The 13,703-nt window shown below is 56.9% G+C and carries 16 protein-coding genes and 1 riboswitch; of the genes, 13 read left to right on the forward strand and 3 right to left on the reverse strand.

Going from position 1 to position 13,703, the window contains the following annotated elements; translation table 11 throughout:
- Positions 1–40 precede the first annotated feature (40 nt).
- Positions 41–88: riboswitch (SAM-SAH riboswitch) on the forward strand.
- A gap of 5 nt (positions 89–93) precedes the next feature.
- The 5 genes from metK (at position 94) to cmk (ending at position 5,300) form a co-directional block, all read left to right on the forward strand.
- Positions 94–1,275 carry a methionine adenosyltransferase gene (gene metK, locus ABLN94_RS10870; protein ID WP_352992291.1) on the forward strand — a complete coding sequence of 394 codons (1,182 nt, stop codon included), beginning with the start codon at positions 94–96 and terminating at the stop codon, positions 1,273–1,275.
- Between the two features lie 93 nt (positions 1,276–1,368).
- Positions 1,369–2,082 carry a tRNA (guanine(46)-N(7))-methyltransferase TrmB gene (gene trmB, locus ABLN94_RS10875; protein WP_352992293.1) on the forward strand — a complete coding sequence of 238 codons (714 nt, stop codon included), beginning with the start codon at positions 1,369–1,371 and terminating at the stop codon, positions 2,080–2,082.
- Positions 2,083–2,167: 85 nt separating this feature from the next.
- Positions 2,168–3,241 (forward strand): amidohydrolase family protein, encoded by a 1,074-nt coding sequence (locus ABLN94_RS10880; protein ID WP_352992295.1) that lies wholly within the window; start codon positions 2,168–2,170, stop codon positions 3,239–3,241.
- A gap of 98 nt (positions 3,242–3,339) precedes the next feature.
- On the forward strand, positions 3,340–4,686 hold the full coding sequence (aroA, locus tag ABLN94_RS10885; protein WP_352992297.1) for a 3-phosphoshikimate 1-carboxyvinyltransferase: 1,347 nt from the start codon (positions 3,340–3,342) through the stop codon (positions 4,684–4,686).
- Complete coding sequence (cmk, locus tag ABLN94_RS10890) at positions 4,683–5,300, forward strand: (d)CMP kinase (protein ID WP_352992299.1); 618 nt, start codon at positions 4,683–4,685, stop codon at positions 5,298–5,300. The genes aroA and cmk overlap by 4 nt, the downstream gene beginning before the upstream one ends.
- Before the next feature lie 17 nt (positions 5,301–5,317).
- On the opposite strand, the gene ABLN94_RS10895 is transcribed toward cmk, so the two are convergent.
- Positions 5,318–5,797 carry a YHS domain-containing (seleno)protein gene (locus tag ABLN94_RS10895; RefSeq protein WP_352992301.1) on the reverse strand — a complete coding sequence of 160 codons (480 nt, stop codon included), beginning with the start codon at positions 5,795–5,797 and terminating at the stop codon, positions 5,318–5,320.
- A gap of 218 nt (positions 5,798–6,015) precedes the next feature.
- Between ABLN94_RS10895 and ABLN94_RS10900 the strand changes: the two genes are divergently transcribed.
- The 8 genes from ABLN94_RS10900 to trpB all read left to right on the forward strand — a co-directional run bounded on the left by ABLN94_RS10900 (position 6,016) and on the right by trpB (position 12,855).
- Positions 6,016–6,540 (forward strand): hypothetical protein, encoded by a 525-nt coding sequence (locus tag ABLN94_RS10900; RefSeq protein WP_352992303.1) that lies wholly within the window; start codon positions 6,016–6,018, stop codon positions 6,538–6,540.
- A gap of 237 nt (positions 6,541–6,777) precedes the next feature.
- The gene (locus ABLN94_RS10905; protein ID WP_352992305.1) at positions 6,778–7,686 is read left to right on the forward strand and encodes a hypothetical protein; all 909 of its coding nucleotides are present in this window, start codon (positions 6,778–6,780) and stop codon (positions 7,684–7,686) included.
- A gap of 231 nt (positions 7,687–7,917) precedes the next feature.
- Positions 7,918–9,594, forward strand: coding sequence for a 30S ribosomal protein S1 (gene rpsA, locus ABLN94_RS10910; RefSeq protein WP_039532111.1), 1,677 nt, complete (start codon positions 7,918–7,920; stop codon positions 9,592–9,594).
- Positions 9,595–9,865: 271 nt separating this feature from the next.
- Positions 9,866–10,150: an integration host factor subunit beta gene (gene ihfB, locus ABLN94_RS10915; protein WP_037310872.1), complete on the forward strand. Its 285-nt coding sequence runs from the start codon at positions 9,866–9,868 to the stop codon at positions 10,148–10,150.
- A gap of 6 nt (positions 10,151–10,156) precedes the next feature.
- On the forward strand, positions 10,157–10,507 hold the full coding sequence (locus ABLN94_RS10920; protein ID WP_170492591.1) for a lipopolysaccharide assembly protein LapA domain-containing protein: 351 nt from the start codon (positions 10,157–10,159) through the stop codon (positions 10,505–10,507).
- 9 nt (positions 10,508–10,516) lie between these two features.
- Complete coding sequence (locus tag ABLN94_RS10925) at positions 10,517–11,158, forward strand: phosphoribosylanthranilate isomerase (protein WP_352992308.1); 642 nt, start codon at positions 10,517–10,519, stop codon at positions 11,156–11,158.
- A 46-nt stretch (positions 11,159–11,204) separates the two neighbouring features.
- Complete coding sequence (locus tag ABLN94_RS10930; protein ID WP_352992310.1) at positions 11,205–11,540, forward strand: hypothetical protein; 336 nt, start codon at positions 11,205–11,207, stop codon at positions 11,538–11,540.
- 67 nt (positions 11,541–11,607) lie between these two features.
- Positions 11,608–12,855, forward strand: a complete 1,248-nt coding sequence (gene trpB, locus ABLN94_RS10935; RefSeq protein ID WP_352992312.1) for a tryptophan synthase subunit beta — start codon at positions 11,608–11,610, stop codon at positions 12,853–12,855.
- Positions 12,856–12,908: 53 nt separating this feature from the next.
- Here trpB and ABLN94_RS10940 read toward each other — a convergent pair whose 3' ends face one another.
- Positions 12,909–13,109: an antibiotic biosynthesis monooxygenase family protein gene (locus ABLN94_RS10940; protein ID WP_352992314.1), complete on the reverse strand. Its 201-nt coding sequence runs from the start codon at positions 13,107–13,109 to the stop codon at positions 12,909–12,911.
- Positions 13,110–13,316: 207 nt separating this feature from the next.
- The gene (locus tag ABLN94_RS10945; protein WP_352992316.1) at positions 13,317–13,694 is read right to left on the reverse strand and encodes a DUF2237 family protein; all 378 of its coding nucleotides are present in this window, start codon (positions 13,692–13,694) and stop codon (positions 13,317–13,319) included.
- Positions 13,695–13,703 lie beyond the last annotated feature (9 nt).

A 13,703-nucleotide genomic window follows, 5' to 3' on the forward strand; every position in this document is an offset into this window, starting at 1 on the left:
TCGGATTGACGCAGTGTATCAGCGGGCGTATCTCCTCGCATGCCTGTCACAACGGCTTCCTGGCGTGATGGGGAATCTTAATGGAGCACTTAAATGTCCCGACAGAACTATACTTTTACTTCGGAGTCCGTTTCCGAAGGGCACCCGGATAAGGTCTGTGACCGCATTTCGGATGCCGTACTTGACGCCTTTCTGAACGAAGAACCCGAAGCACGCGTGGCGTGCGAAACCTTTGCTACGACCGACCGGGTCGTCATTGGTGGAGAAGTAGGTCTGTCTGATCAGGAAAAACTGCACGACTATATGGGCCGTATCGACGAGATCGCGCGCGCCTGCATTAAGGATATCGGCTACGAGCAGGACAAGTTCCACCATGAAACGGTCGAGGTGACGAACCTGCTGCATGAACAATCCGCGCATATCGCACAGGGTGTGGATGCGTCGGACAACAAGGACGAAGGCGCAGGCGACCAAGGCATCATGTTCGGTTATGCAACGACCGAGACGCCCGCTCTGATGCCTGCCCCGATCCAGTATTCGCACGCAATCCTGCGTCGCTTGGCTGAGGTGCGTAAAAACGGAACTGAGCCGGCATTGGGCCCCGACGCAAAATCGCAGTTGTCTGTAGTCTATCGCGACGGCAAGCCGGTAGGCGTCAGTTCGATCGTGCTGTCTACACAGCATTTGGACGAGACGCTGACCTCGAAAGACATCCGCGCCATCGTCGAGCCTTACATCGCCGAAACCCTTCCCGAAGGCTGGCTTTCAGCTGAAACCGAATGGCACGTGAATCCCACTGGCAAATTCGTGATTGGCGGGCCGGACGGTGATGCCGGTTTGACCGGGCGCAAAATCATCGTGGACACCTATGGTGGCGCTGCGCCGCATGGTGGCGGGGCATTCTCGGGCAAAGACCCGACAAAGGTGGACCGTTCGGCAGCGTACGCGGCGCGTTACCTTGCCAAGAACGTGGTTTCCTCTGGTATGGCCGAGCGCTGCACCATACAGCTGAGCTATGCGATTGGTGTGTCCAAACCGCTTTCGATCTATGCAGACGCCCATGGCACTGGTGAGGTATCGAACGCCGAGATCGAAAAGGCAGTCGGTCAGGTGATGGACCTGACCCCTCGGGGCATTCGTGAGCATCTGCAACTGAACAAGCCAATCTATCAGCGCACCGCTGCTTATGGCCATTTTGGCCGTGAACCGGATGCCGACGGCGGGTTCAGCTGGGAACGCACTGATCTGACCGATGCACTGAAATCGGCAGTTTAATCCGAAAAGACCCAAAGCGCGCCGAAACCGGCGCGCTTTTTCGTTGCCGCGCCGGGGTTGCAACACTGCGAACCGCGCAGTAAGGGCACCGCCATGAGCACCCAGACACCACAACGCCCCCGCAGAAACTTCTATGGCCGCTTCAAGGGTAAGGCCCTGAAACAGAGTCAAAAGACGTATCTGAACGAAGACCTCGACGCCCTGTCGCCGGGCGCGGTGGATTGGGAGACCAACCCCGAACGTAACCCGCTGGACCTGCAGGCACTGTTTGGCGGCAAGGATGTTTGGCTTGAGGTCGGCTTTGGCGGCGGTGAGCATCTGGTCCATCAGGCCGCCAGCAATCCCGATATCGGTATCATCGGGGCCGAGCCTTATATCAACGGCGTTGCGATGTTGCTGGGCAAGATTCGCAAGGCAGGCGTTGAAAACCTTGCTGTACATCCCGGTGATGCGCGTGACCTGTTCGACGTGCTGCCCGAGGCGAGCATATCGCGCGCCTTTCTATTGTATCCCGACCCGTGGCCCAAGACGCGGCACCATCGTCGCCGCTTTGTGACACAGGAACACTTGGAGCCGCTGGCCCGCGCGCTGAAGCCGGGCTCGATTTTCCGCGTGGCGACTGACATTCCCGACTATGTCCGCCAAACGCTGGAAGAGGTCCCGCGCGCTGGTTTCGAATGGCTGGCTGAGCGTCCGACGGACTGGCGCGAGCCGTGGAATGACTGGATTTCTACCCGGTATGAGCAGAAGGCTCTGCGCGAAGGACGGACGCCACATTACCTGACCTTCCGGCGAACCGAGGCCTGATCCGTTTCAAATTTCTGTAATCCTGATCGCTATGCTAGGCTGAGCGCGACAGCATTTTTTAGCATACGTTTTTCTCAGGATTATCATGTCTGACATTCAGATCACGAACTGCCACACGCACTTATTCCACTCGCGCCACGTGCCCGAGGACTACCCATATCCGGCGCTGAAACCGTTCAAAAAGATGCCGTGGCTGATAAAGGCATTGTCATTCGGAGCGCGTCTGATCGGGCAGCAGGCTGTCGCGGAAAAACTGGATAGGTTGTATCGTTTCCAACAGGAGACGGACGAAGACAGTCAGCGGGATATCCTGGACAACCTGCGGCGACACTATCCGGGAAATACCCGTTTCGTTGTGTTGCCTATGGAGATGTCTGCCTTTGGGTTCGGTGCGCCAGAGGTGCCACTTAGTGCGCAACATGACGAATTGGCCAAGCTGTCTGGCGATCCAGAGGTTGGTCGTTCCGTGATCCCATTTGCAACGATTGACCCACGTGCCGACCCTCAGGCGGAGGAACTCTGGCGCGCGGTAGACGACCTGAGATTTCGTGGCCTCAAACTCTATCCGCGATTAGGTTTTGCGCCTGACGATCCGGTTCTGATGCAGCATGTGTATCCTCGCCTTGAGGAAAAGAACCTGCCAGTGATGTCGCACTGTTCGCGCGGTGGTGTTCAGGGGCGCAATCTCTCGGACTATTGGGCAGACCGCTACACGGAGCCGGAAGCCTTTGTTCCTGTAATGCGCGCGCACCCCAACCTTCGGATTTGCCTGGCGCATTTTGGTGGGCAGCGCGATTGGGATGCTTATGTTAACCCGGACCGCGAAAACCCCCTGGACGATGCGTTCAGCCGGAACTGGCAGGTCGCTATACGACGCATGATCGGCAGCGGAGACTATCCGGGCCTGTGGACCGACATTTCCTACACGCTCTTTCAGTTCGAGGATTACGCTCCGTTCTTGCGCATTTTTCTAACGGGCGACGATCAGGAGAGCGAGCGGCTGAGATCTCGGGTTTTGTTCGGTTCGGATTACTACATGACACGGCAGGAAGCGCTGTCGGAAAGGGCTGTCTGTATCCGGTTGCGAAATGCGCTGGGGGAAGAGATTTTCCGGCAGATCGCGGAAGAAAACCCTGCAAAATGGCTGGGGGAGGTCTGACAGGCGGTTTCGCATCCAGACAACGCCGCATTGCCGCTGGACCATCGGCCCCCAATTCGCTAATCGGCTTGAGCACTGATAGCGCAATAGGAGCCCCCATGTCCGGACACGGCACGCCCATCCCGATGACCTCGCATCCCAGCGGCCCGCTGACCGGCACGGCCGAAGTGCCCGGCGATAAGTCGATCTCGCACCGGTCGCTGATTCTGGGCGCGATGGCGGTGGGCGAGACAAAGATCTCGGGCCTGCTTGAGGGTGAAGACGTTCTGGACACCGCAAAGGCCATGCGAGCATTTGGCGCCGAGGTCACGGATCATGGCGGTGGTGAATGGACTGTGCATGGCGTTGGCGTCGGCGGTTTTGCCGAGCCCGATCAGGTGATCGATTGCGGCAACTCGGGCACCGGAGTGCGACTGATCATGGGTGCGATGGCGACTTCGCCAATCACCGCGACCTTTACCGGCGACGCGAGCTTGAACAAACGCCCGATGGCACGGGTCACTGATCCGCTGGCGTCGTTTGGAACGCAATCGGTGGGCCGGTCCGGTGGGCGTCTGCCAATGACCATCGTAGGCGCGGCTGAACCGGTGCCGGTGCGTTACGAGGTTCCGGTGCCGTCGGCTCAGGTGAAATCCGCTGTTCTGCTGGCCGGTCTGAATGCGCCGGGCAAAACAGTCGTGATCGAGAAAGAGGCCACCCGTGACCATTCCGAGCGGATGCTGGCGGGCTTTGGTGCGGAAATCACCGTCGAAGATACCGATGAGGGTCGGGTGATTACGCTGACCGGCCGCCCCGAGTTGAAACCGCAGGTTATCGCCGTGCCACGTGACCCGTCCAGCGCGGCCTTCCCTGTCTGCGCGGCGCTGATCACCCCCGGCTCGGACGTTTTGGTGCCGGGAATTGGCCTGAACCCGACGCGCGCTGGCTTGTTTGCCACGCTGCGCGAAATGGGTGCCGATCTCACCTATGAGAACGAGCGCGAAGAAGGCGGTGAGCCTGTCGCCGATCTGCGTGCCAAATACTCGCCCAACATGAAGGGCATCAATGTGCCGCCGGAACGTGCGGCCTCGATGATCGACGAATACCCGGTTCTGTCAGTGGTTGCTGCGAATGCTATCGGTACAACGATGATGGGCGGCGTGAAAGAACTGCGCGTCAAGGAAAGCGATCGGATCGATGCCATGGCGCGGGGGCTGCGCGCCAACGGTGTGACCGTTGACGAGGGCGAGGATTGGTGGTCGGTCGAAGGACTTGGCATCGGCAACGTCCCCGGTGGCGGTACTTGCGAGAGCTTTTTGGACCATCGGATCGCTATGTCCTTCATGGTGATGGGTATGGGCGCGAAATCTCCGGTCTCTTTGGATGACGGCGGACCGATCGCGACTTCATTCCCGATATTTGAACCTCTGATGGCGGCGCTGGGTGCCAAGGTCGAGCGTGCATGAGTTTTACGGTCGCTATCGACGGCCCTGCAGCAGCGGGCAAGGGAACGATATCCAAAGGCGTCGCGGCGCATTTCGGCTTTGCGCATCTGGATACGGGCCTGTTGTACCGTGCTGTCGGCCGCCGGACGTTGGATGGCACTGATCCAATTGAGGCTGCGCACGCGTTGACTCCTGATGAATTGGAACGGGGCGACTTGCGGACGGCCAAGATTGCGCAGGCGGCCTCGAAAGTTGCGGTCATCTCTGAAGTCCGCGCGGCATTGGTAGACTTTCAACGCTCTTTTGCCCGGCGGGAAGGCGGAGCAGTTCTGGACGGGCGCGATATCGGAACAGTGATTTGCCCCGAGGCTGAAGTAAAGCTGTTCGTGACGGCCAGCGCTGAGGTCCGGGCGGAACGTCGCTATTTGGAACTTAATGCCAAGGGGACCGACGTCACGCGAGAGCAGGTGCTGGCGGATGTACGGGAACGCGATGCCAGAGACGCAGAGCGCAGCGCCGCGCCAATGAAACCTGCCGCCGATGCCGTTCTACTGGACACATCTGATCTAAGTATTGAGGCGGCTCTGGCGCATGCGATTGTACTGATCGAAAACAAGCGCCCCGCGACACACTAGAACCGCGGGGCAGGCGTTCACAGTTCGCCAACGGCGATGCTTTTGATCTGCGCCCATTGATCGTCCGCAGTTTTTGCAGTTCCAGTCACATCCTTGAGGAACGCGGCCCGTGTTTCGGCGTTCAGGAATAGGTACAGCTTGCCATCCGCGACCAGATACTGGTCCGGGTCACCGTCAAACTTTTTGCCGACCGATACGCCGAATGAGCAAAAGCCTCCGTGCTGGGGCAGATAGGCAGCCGGGTTGGCTTCAAAGGCCTCTCGGTTCTCAACGCTGGTAAAGTAGTAAGACGCACCGTCGTAAGTGGCAGAGTGGGAGGCAAAGCCTTCAACCGGATTGCCGTCATTGACCAGCGCTACGAGATCGACGCCATGTGCGGCCAACGGTGCGCCCGCAGCCGAGATGCCGTTCGAGACGTTGATTTCATCCGCCGCGAAAGCAGGGGCCGAGATCAAGGGCAGGGTGACGATCAGGGTGCTCAATATCGGAGATTTCATTGCGTTTTCCTTTTGTGTTCAGGTTCGGGCTGACGGTTCTGCCAGCCGCTGAAACAAAGCTAGGTGGCCGGTTCTGAACGGGCTATCGCAGCAAGGACGTCAAACCTTGCAGATCGTTCAGAATTGTGACCGCTTAGGAAATACTCTTCACTAAGCTTTGTTTGGTCAGAGTGCGGATGGGTTCCTATGGTTGACGTGTAGCCTGCAGGAGAGATGCCATGATCCGACTAGCCCTAATGCTGATTTTTCTGGCCGGAGGTCTGGCGGCTCAGGAAACCCCTGAAGCCGAACCTCCGATGGATTATGAACGCCTGGGCAAAATCATATTTGCGCTCGACCCCGAGGCCCAACCCCGGGGTCCGGGGTTTCAGCTGACGGTGTCGGATGTTCCGGTTCTGGTAATCACCGATATCAACGCTGATCGGATGCGCGCCATGGTGCCGATCCGCAGTGCAGAGGACCTGACCCCCGAAGACATGCATCGCATGATGCAGGCCAATTTCGACAGCGCCCTGGACGCGCGCTATGCGATTGCGAACGGGATGCTATGGGCGGCGTTTATTCATCCACTTTCGCCGCTGGAAAAGGATCAGTTGATCTCGGGGCTGGCGCAGACCGTAAATATCGCAAAAACTTATGGTTCGCTTTATTCCGGAGGAGCCCAACAGTTCGGGGGCGGAGATAGTGGCAATCTGCAACGCGAACTGATCGAAGACCTTTTGAAGAAAGGCGAAGAGATCTGATTTTTCAAATCTCGACTAAATCTTACCTTCTCACGAAGATCATGGCGCCGAAGTTCTGGTCCGTTGCACTATTCAATGAAAGGTGAACTTCAGGGGTTTTCGGCCATATGCCTAGGGTTTATCAGTGGGCTGCTTGTTACGTAAGGGCAACACTTAACAAATAGTTAACGGGAGAAAGGTCAGCAGCGCTGTCTAAGCGGATCAGTCATGTATGTTCCGAAAAAAAACGGGACGGAAATGACAAAATTTTCACGAGTTTGCGCAAGCGGCGTGGTTGGTGCCCTGATACTATCGTCTCAGGCAATTGCAGATACAAAACTGACTCTTCGTGGGGGGTATGGGACATCGTTCTCCGATTACCCATATGCCTATGACAATTTTGACCAGTCGGTAATTGAATCGGATTACGGTAGCGGCTTTTACGGTCACATCGCCCTGACAGATGATGCGATGTTTGGTTCGTTGGGTGGTGAGATCAGTTTCACTTACAACCGGCTGACTGACGATGACGATTACGATGATGGTGATCGTTGTTCGACCTTTGACGTGATCTCTCTATCCCACAGTTTGTGCATGAATGGTGCAGAGACGGAAAACACGACCCGATTTGGTCAGTTTCGGATCATGGCCACTCATGAATACCCCGACCAAGGTGTTCAAGTCCTGGGCGGTGTAGGGGTTCTCGACTTTTCGTCAAAGTCGGACGGCATGATGTTCTATCCGGGTGAATCTTCGGACCAACACCGGTCTAATGACTTCACGGGCATTGGCCTTCTGTTGGGAGCGCGGAAGAGCTTTCAGCTAAGGGGGCAAACGTCGCTGCAGATTGAAGGCATCGCCGGAGTTTATTCTGGCAACCGCTCTCTGAAAATAAACGACGAATGGGTTGGAAATATTGGTGAGTTGGCCATCAACGACCAGCAAACAGTGTATTCGCTGGACCTTTCGGCAAACGTATCTGTCCCGGCAGAACGTATTGTTTCGGGTGGCATGTTCGAATTTGGTGTCGCCTACACCCGGCTGTTCAATGTAATGGATACGTCGAACTATAATCCAGACACTCTTCCGGTGGTTGGAAATCCAGGTTCCGTCGATGATGACGTAGACGCACTGTCTGTGTTTTTCGGCCTGCAGATTCCGATCTAGGAATAACTGGCCTTGGCCTCTTGCTTGATTGGGCGGAAATCTCTATAGACGCCCCGTCAACAAGGTGAAAACACCGGAAAACATAGAGAGCGAGCAGGGTCGGAAAAACCGACCCTCTTTGTTTTGCGGTTACCATGACCAAACAGGCCTGCCGAAGGTGGGCTTCAATCAAGACCGGCGGAGACAACCGCTCGGCCAGCAAAAACGTTATGTAAAGGAAAACAACGCCACATGGCTAACGCATCCATGGAGGAATTCGAAGCCCTCCTGAATGAAAGCTTCGAAATGGACACACCCGAAGAGGGTTCTGTTGTCAAAGGTAAGGTTCTGGCGATCGAAGCCGGCCAAGCCATCATCGACGTAGGCTACAAAATGGAAGGCCGCGTTGATCTGAAAGAATTCGCAAATCCCGGCGAAGCCCCTGAAATCGCTGTAGGCGACGAGGTCGAAGTTTACCTGCGCGCCGCAGAAAACGCCCGTGGCGAAGCTGTCATCTCGCGCGAGATGGCCCGCCGTGAAGAGGCATGGGACCGTCTGGAAAAAGCATATGCCGACGACCAGCGCGTCGAAGGTGCAATCTTTGGTCGCGTCAAAGGTGGCTTCACCGTCGATCTGGGTGGCGCAGTTGCGTTCCTGCCCGGCTCGCAGGTTGATGTACGCCCCGTGCGCGACGCTGGCCCGCTGATGGGTCTGAAGCAGCCGTTCCAGATTCTGAAAATGGACCGCCGCCGTGGCAACATCGTTGTCTCGCGTCGTGCAATCCTGGAAGAATCGCGTGCCGAACAGCGTGCCGAAGTCATCGGCAACCTGTCCGAAGGTCAGACCGTCGAGGGTGTTGTCAAGAACATCACCGAATACGGTGCATTTGTTGACCTGGGCGGCGTTGACGGCCTGCTGCACGTCACCGACATGGCATGGCGTCGTGTGAACCACCCGTCTGAGATCCTGACGATCGGCGAAACCATCAAGGTTCAGGTCATCAAGATCAACAAAGAGACCCACCGCATCAGCCTGGGCATGAAGCAGCTGCAGGAAGATCCGTGGGATCTGGTTGCTGCCAAGTACCCGCTGGGCTCGGTCCATCAGGGTCGCGTCACCAACATCACCGACTACGGCGCGTTCGTCGAGCTGGAAGCCGGTGTCGAAGGTCTGGTGCACGTATCCGAGATGTCCTGGACCAAGAAAAACGTCCACCCCGGCAAGATCGTTTCGACCAGCCAGGAAGTCGACGTCATGGTTCTGGAAATCGACGGCGCCAAACGTCGCGTGTCTCTGGGCCTGAAGCAGACTCAGCGCAACCCATGGGAAGTGTTTGCAGAAACACACCCCGAGGGCACCGAGGTCGAAGGCGAAGTCAAGAACATCACCGAATTCGGTCTGTTCATTGGCCTCGAAGGCGACATCGACGGAATGGTTCACCTCAGCGACCTGTCCTGGGACGAGCGTGGCGAGGATGCGATCCAGAACTACCGCAAAGGCGACATGGTTTCGGCCGTTGTCTCGGAAGTTGACGTGGAAAAAGAGCGTATCTCGCTGTCGATCAAAGCCCTGGGCGGTGACAAGTTCGCCGAAGCCGTGGGCGGCGTGAAGCGTGGCTCGGTCATCACCGTTGAAGTCACCGCGATCGAAGATGGCGGCATCGAGGTCGAATACGAAGGCATGAAGTCGTTCATCCGTCGTTCGGACCTGTCGCGTGACCGTGCCGAACAGCGCCCCGAGCGTTTCTCGGTCGGTGACAAGGTCGACGTTCGCGTCACCAACGTCGACAGCAAGACCCGTCGTCTGGGCCTGTCGATCAAGGCACGCGAGATCGCCGAAGAGAAAGAGGCCGTGGAACAGTACGGTTCTTCCGACTCGGGCGCATCGCTGGGCGACATCCTGGGTGCAGCGCTGAAATCGGGCGACTAAGCACGGGCCTCAGCCTTAGCCGAATTTACGGCCCCGCGTATCTGCGCGGGGCCGTTTTTGTTGCGAATCAATATGTTCCAATTTTTGGGCTTTATTCACCTGTCGTTCACGCATTAAGCGAGTAATTCTCGCTCACAAGCAAAAAAACGCGTGAATTGATAGGAAAATGAAGGCTTTGTACACAGAGTTGACGTTCCCCCGAACCGGGTTTTTTTCTATACTGGCCAAATAAATAGAGATGGCTAACCGGTCGCCTGGGAGGGTAACGCTCATGATCCGTTCAGAACTGATTCAGAAAATCGCCGACGAAAACCCGCATCTTTATCAACGCGATGTCGAGCGGATTGTGAATACTGTGTTCGAAGAGGTGACCGATGCCATGGCGCGCGGTGACCGCGTGGAACTGCGTGGCTTCGGTGCGTTCTCGGTCAAGCAGCGCGACGCGCGCGTTGGGCGCAATCCCCGCACGGGCGAAACTGTGCAGGTCGAAGAGAAATGTGTTCCATTTTTCAAAACTGGCAAGTTGCTTAGGGATCGTTTGAACGGTAAAGCCTAGGGCATGATGCGCTATATTCGATATGCTTTTTTGGCGATCCTCGGGATCGTTCTGATTTCGGTCTCTCTGGCCAATCGTGAATCGGTTGAACTTACGCTGATGCCGGAACCTTTTGCCGAGCTCGTTGGCTTTAACCTCAGTACGTCTCTGCCACTGTTTGTGGTGGTGCTGGGTGGTGTGGTTGCTGGCCTTATCATCGGTTTCCTTTGGGAATGGCTGCGCGAGCACAAGCATCGCCGGGATGCTTCGGTGAAGAAAAGCGAAGTGCGCAAGCTTGAGCGTGAGGTCAAGAAGCTCAAGAAAAAGCAGAACGAAGGTCAGGACGAAGTTTTGGCACTGTTGGACGAGGCAAGCTGAGACAGCGCGATGCCTGAAGTGTCTGTCAAAATCTGCGGTTTAACCGCACCCGATCACGTGCGTGCTTCAGTGGATGCGGGCGCGCGCTATCTGGGCTTTAATTTCTTTCCTAAGTCGCCCCGCTACGTTTCACCTGAACAGGCTGCCGAGTTGGCTGCCCCGGTTCCGGTGGGCGTGGCAAAGGTGGCTTTGGTGGTGAACGCCACGGATGAGCTACTCGACAGCATTACGCGAACGGTCCCATTTGACATGTTGCAACTGCATGGATCTGAAACGGTAGAGCGGGTGCGCGAGGTCAAGGATCGCTATGGTTTGCCGGTCATGAAAGTCATTGGTGTTGCGGAAGCTGAAGACTTGGCTGCAATCGACGCGTATAGCGATGTTGCCGATCAGTTGCTTATTGACGCGAAAGCCCCGAAGAATGCCGTTTTGCCGGGTGGTAACGGATTGGCTTTTGATTGGCGTCTACTGGCCGGGCGCAAGTATTGGCGCAAGCCGTGGATGCTGGCCGGAGGGCTGAATCCGGACAACGTGGCCGAGGCCATTCGGATGACGGGCGCTCAGCAGGTCGACGTTGCATCGGGCGTGGAAAGTGCGCCCGGTGTCAAGGACGGGGACCTCATCAAAGCCTTTATCAAGGCGGCCCGGTGATCTGATCACCCGATGGGAGCGTATCTCTGTTGGGGAGGGCGCAACCATGCTTGCAGCGATTGGCGGAATTTCCTTGAAGCGGTGGTACCACGGGCCGGAGCTGTTTTGGCGTGCGCGCCAGGCACTGCTACAGGCGCGGGGTGATCCGCTCTGCTTGCAAGCAGATGTGTTCCTGCATCAGGGGCTCTATTTCTCGCTCAGTGTTTGGCACGACGCCGAAGCCATGCTGACCTTTGCCCATTCAGGCCCGCATCGCCGCGTTGTGCAAGCGGTTTCGCGGCTGGCGGAGGTAAACGAATTTCACCATTTTCCATGCATTGCAGTGCCAAGTAGAGAGCAGGCACTGCAGGTTTGGACGCAGCGCATTGAAGCGGCGGAATAATACGTTTTGGCATGGCAAATCCTGCCGCCACCTCCTATGAACAACAGGTACGACGATGGAGACTCCCATGGCCAACGACCTTTTCAATTCCTTTATGTCCGGCCCCGACGAACAGGGCCGTTTCGGCATTTTCGGCGGGCGGTTTGTCAGCGAAACGCTGATGCCCCTGATCCTGTCGCTGGAAGAGGAATATGAGAAAGCCAAGGATGATCCGACATTCTGGGCCGAGATGGACGATCTGTGGGCCAACTATGTGGGCCGCCCCTCGCCTCTGTATTATGCGGAACGCCTGACCGAGCATCTGGGCGGCGCGAAAATCTATCTGAAGCGCGATGAGCTGAACCACACCGGTGCACACAAGATCAACAATGTGCTGGGCCAGATCATTCTGGCGCGGCGTATGGGTAAAACCCGGATCATTGCGGAAACTGGTGCAGGTCAGCACGGCGTGGCTACTGCCACCGTCTGCGCCAAGTTCGGCCTGAAATGCGTGGTCTACATGGGCGCGCATGACGTGCAACGTCAGGCTCCGAACGTGTTCCGTATGCGCCTGCTGGGCGCCGAAGTGATCCCGGTGACGTCTGGCCGTGGCACATTGAAAGACGCCATGAACGACGCGCTGCGCGACTGGGTGACCAATGTGCGCGACACGTTCTATTGCATCGGCACCGTGGCCGGTCCGCATCCGTACCCGGCGATGGTCCGCGATTTCCAGTCGATCATCGGCAAAGAAGCCAAGGAGCAGATGCATAAGGCCGAAGGCCGTCTGCCCGACACGATCATCGCTGCCATTGGTGGTGGATCGAACGCGATGGGCCTGTTCTATCCGTTCCTGGATGACAAGGACGTCAACATCATCGGTGTTGAAGCCGGTGGTAAAGGGGTGAACGAAAAGATGGAGCATTGCGCCTCATTAACCGGTGGTCGCCCGGGTGTATTGCACGGCAACCGCACCTATCTGCTTCAGGATGATGACGGGCAGATTCTGGAAGGCTATTCGATCTCGGCCGGACTGGATTATCCGGGCATCGGGCCTGAGCACTCGTGGCTGCACGACATCGGCCGCGCCAACTATGTTTCGATCACCGACAAAGAGGCACTTGAGGCGTTCCAACTGTGCTGTGCGACCGAGGGCATCATCCCGGCGCTCGAGCCGTGCCATGCGCTGGCGCATGTGATGAAAATCGCGCCCGAGCTACCCAAGGATCACTTGATCTGTATGAACATGTGCGGGCGTGGCGACAAGGACGTGCAGACCGTAGCCAAATACCTGAACTTCGACATGTCGGATACCGAAGGTCGTACGGCGGGCTAAACGCCCAATATCCTGAAGTGATAAAACCGGCCCATACAGGGGCCGGTTTTTCTTTAACCTTGGTGCAGAACGGTTTCGAAACCTTCGAACTGTGGCGGACCCATCAGCGCAGATTTGGTCTTGCTGTTTCCAGCGTTCTTATGCACATCGCGAAACTGCTCGGATTTCGTCCAGGCCTCAAAGTCTTCGCGTCGGTCCCAGATCACATGGCTGGAAAATAAGCGGTACCCGTCGCCTTCGGGTCCTTTGAGCAAGCGAAACTCTTTAAAGCCCGCACTTCATTTAGGCGGCTCTGACGTTCTTTCCAGACGTTTTCGAATTTGGGTTTGCTTCCAAGGCGGACTTTGAAACGGTTCATTGCAATAAAGCTCATGGCATACCTCATTCGTTCATTTTGAGGGCTGGCTGAACAAACAGGGTGTCGCCTTGCAGATTGCATAGTGAGTATTCCGCGTCCGGCGTCAATCCGGTGTAGCGGTGTGCTGTTGCAGGATATCCAACGGCACTACATCCAGCGCCCGCTGATGGGTTGCTTCTAGATGCACTTTGGGGGCGCAGCCCTCGTCATGGGCTTGCAGGAACCGCCCGGCGCACAAGCACCAGCTGTCACCGGGTTTCAAACCGGGAAAGTTGAAATCGGGGCGGGGGGTGCTCAGGTCGTTACCGACATATTTCGAAAAGGCCAAAAATTCGGCTGTCATCACGGCGCATACCGTATGGCTACCCTGATCCTCGTGGCACGTATTACAGGCCCCGTCGCGGAAGAACCCGGTTAGCGGATCGCGGGAACAAGGGGCAAGCACGCCCCCCAAAACATTGATACTGTCTTGTTTTTGCATAGAACCACC

The organism is Ruegeria sp. SCP11, from assembly GCF_040329455.1.
GTDB classification, from domain to species: domain Bacteria; phylum Pseudomonadota; class Alphaproteobacteria; order Rhodobacterales; family Rhodobacteraceae; genus Ruegeria; species Ruegeria atlantica_E.

Coding starts and splice junctions, on each gene's coding strand:
- metK (WP_352992291.1), top strand. CDS start 94: ATGTCCCGACAGAACTATACTTTTACTTCGGAGTCCGTTTCCGAAGGG.
- trmB (WP_352992293.1), top strand. CDS start 1,369: ATGAGCACCCAGACACCACAACGCCCCCGCAGAAACTTCTATGGCCGC.
- ABLN94_RS10880 (WP_352992295.1), top strand. CDS start 2,168: ATGTCTGACATTCAGATCACGAACTGCCACACGCACTTATTCCACTCG.
- aroA (WP_352992297.1), top strand. CDS start 3,340: ATGTCCGGACACGGCACGCCCATCCCGATGACCTCGCATCCCAGCGGC.
- cmk (WP_352992299.1), top strand. CDS start 4,683: ATGAGTTTTACGGTCGCTATCGACGGCCCTGCAGCAGCGGGCAAGGGA.
- ABLN94_RS10895 (WP_352992301.1), bottom strand. CDS start 5,797: ATGAAATCTCCGATATTGAGCACCCTGATCGTCACCCTGCCCTTGATC.
- ABLN94_RS10900 (WP_352992303.1), top strand. CDS start 6,016: ATGATCCGACTAGCCCTAATGCTGATTTTTCTGGCCGGAGGTCTGGCG.
- ABLN94_RS10905 (WP_352992305.1), top strand. CDS start 6,778: ATGACAAAATTTTCACGAGTTTGCGCAAGCGGCGTGGTTGGTGCCCTG.
- rpsA (WP_039532111.1), top strand. CDS start 7,918: ATGGCTAACGCATCCATGGAGGAATTCGAAGCCCTCCTGAATGAAAGC.
- ihfB (WP_037310872.1), top strand. CDS start 9,866: ATGATCCGTTCAGAACTGATTCAGAAAATCGCCGACGAAAACCCGCAT.
- ABLN94_RS10920 (WP_170492591.1), top strand. CDS start 10,157: ATGCGCTATATTCGATATGCTTTTTTGGCGATCCTCGGGATCGTTCTG.
- ABLN94_RS10925 (WP_352992308.1), top strand. CDS start 10,517: ATGCCTGAAGTGTCTGTCAAAATCTGCGGTTTAACCGCACCCGATCAC.
- ABLN94_RS10930 (WP_352992310.1), top strand. CDS start 11,205: ATGCTTGCAGCGATTGGCGGAATTTCCTTGAAGCGGTGGTACCACGGG.
- trpB (WP_352992312.1), top strand. CDS start 11,608: ATGGCCAACGACCTTTTCAATTCCTTTATGTCCGGCCCCGACGAACAG.
- ABLN94_RS10945 (WP_352992316.1), bottom strand. CDS start 13,694: ATGCAAAAACAAGACAGTATCAATGTTTTGGGGGGCGTGCTTGCCCCT.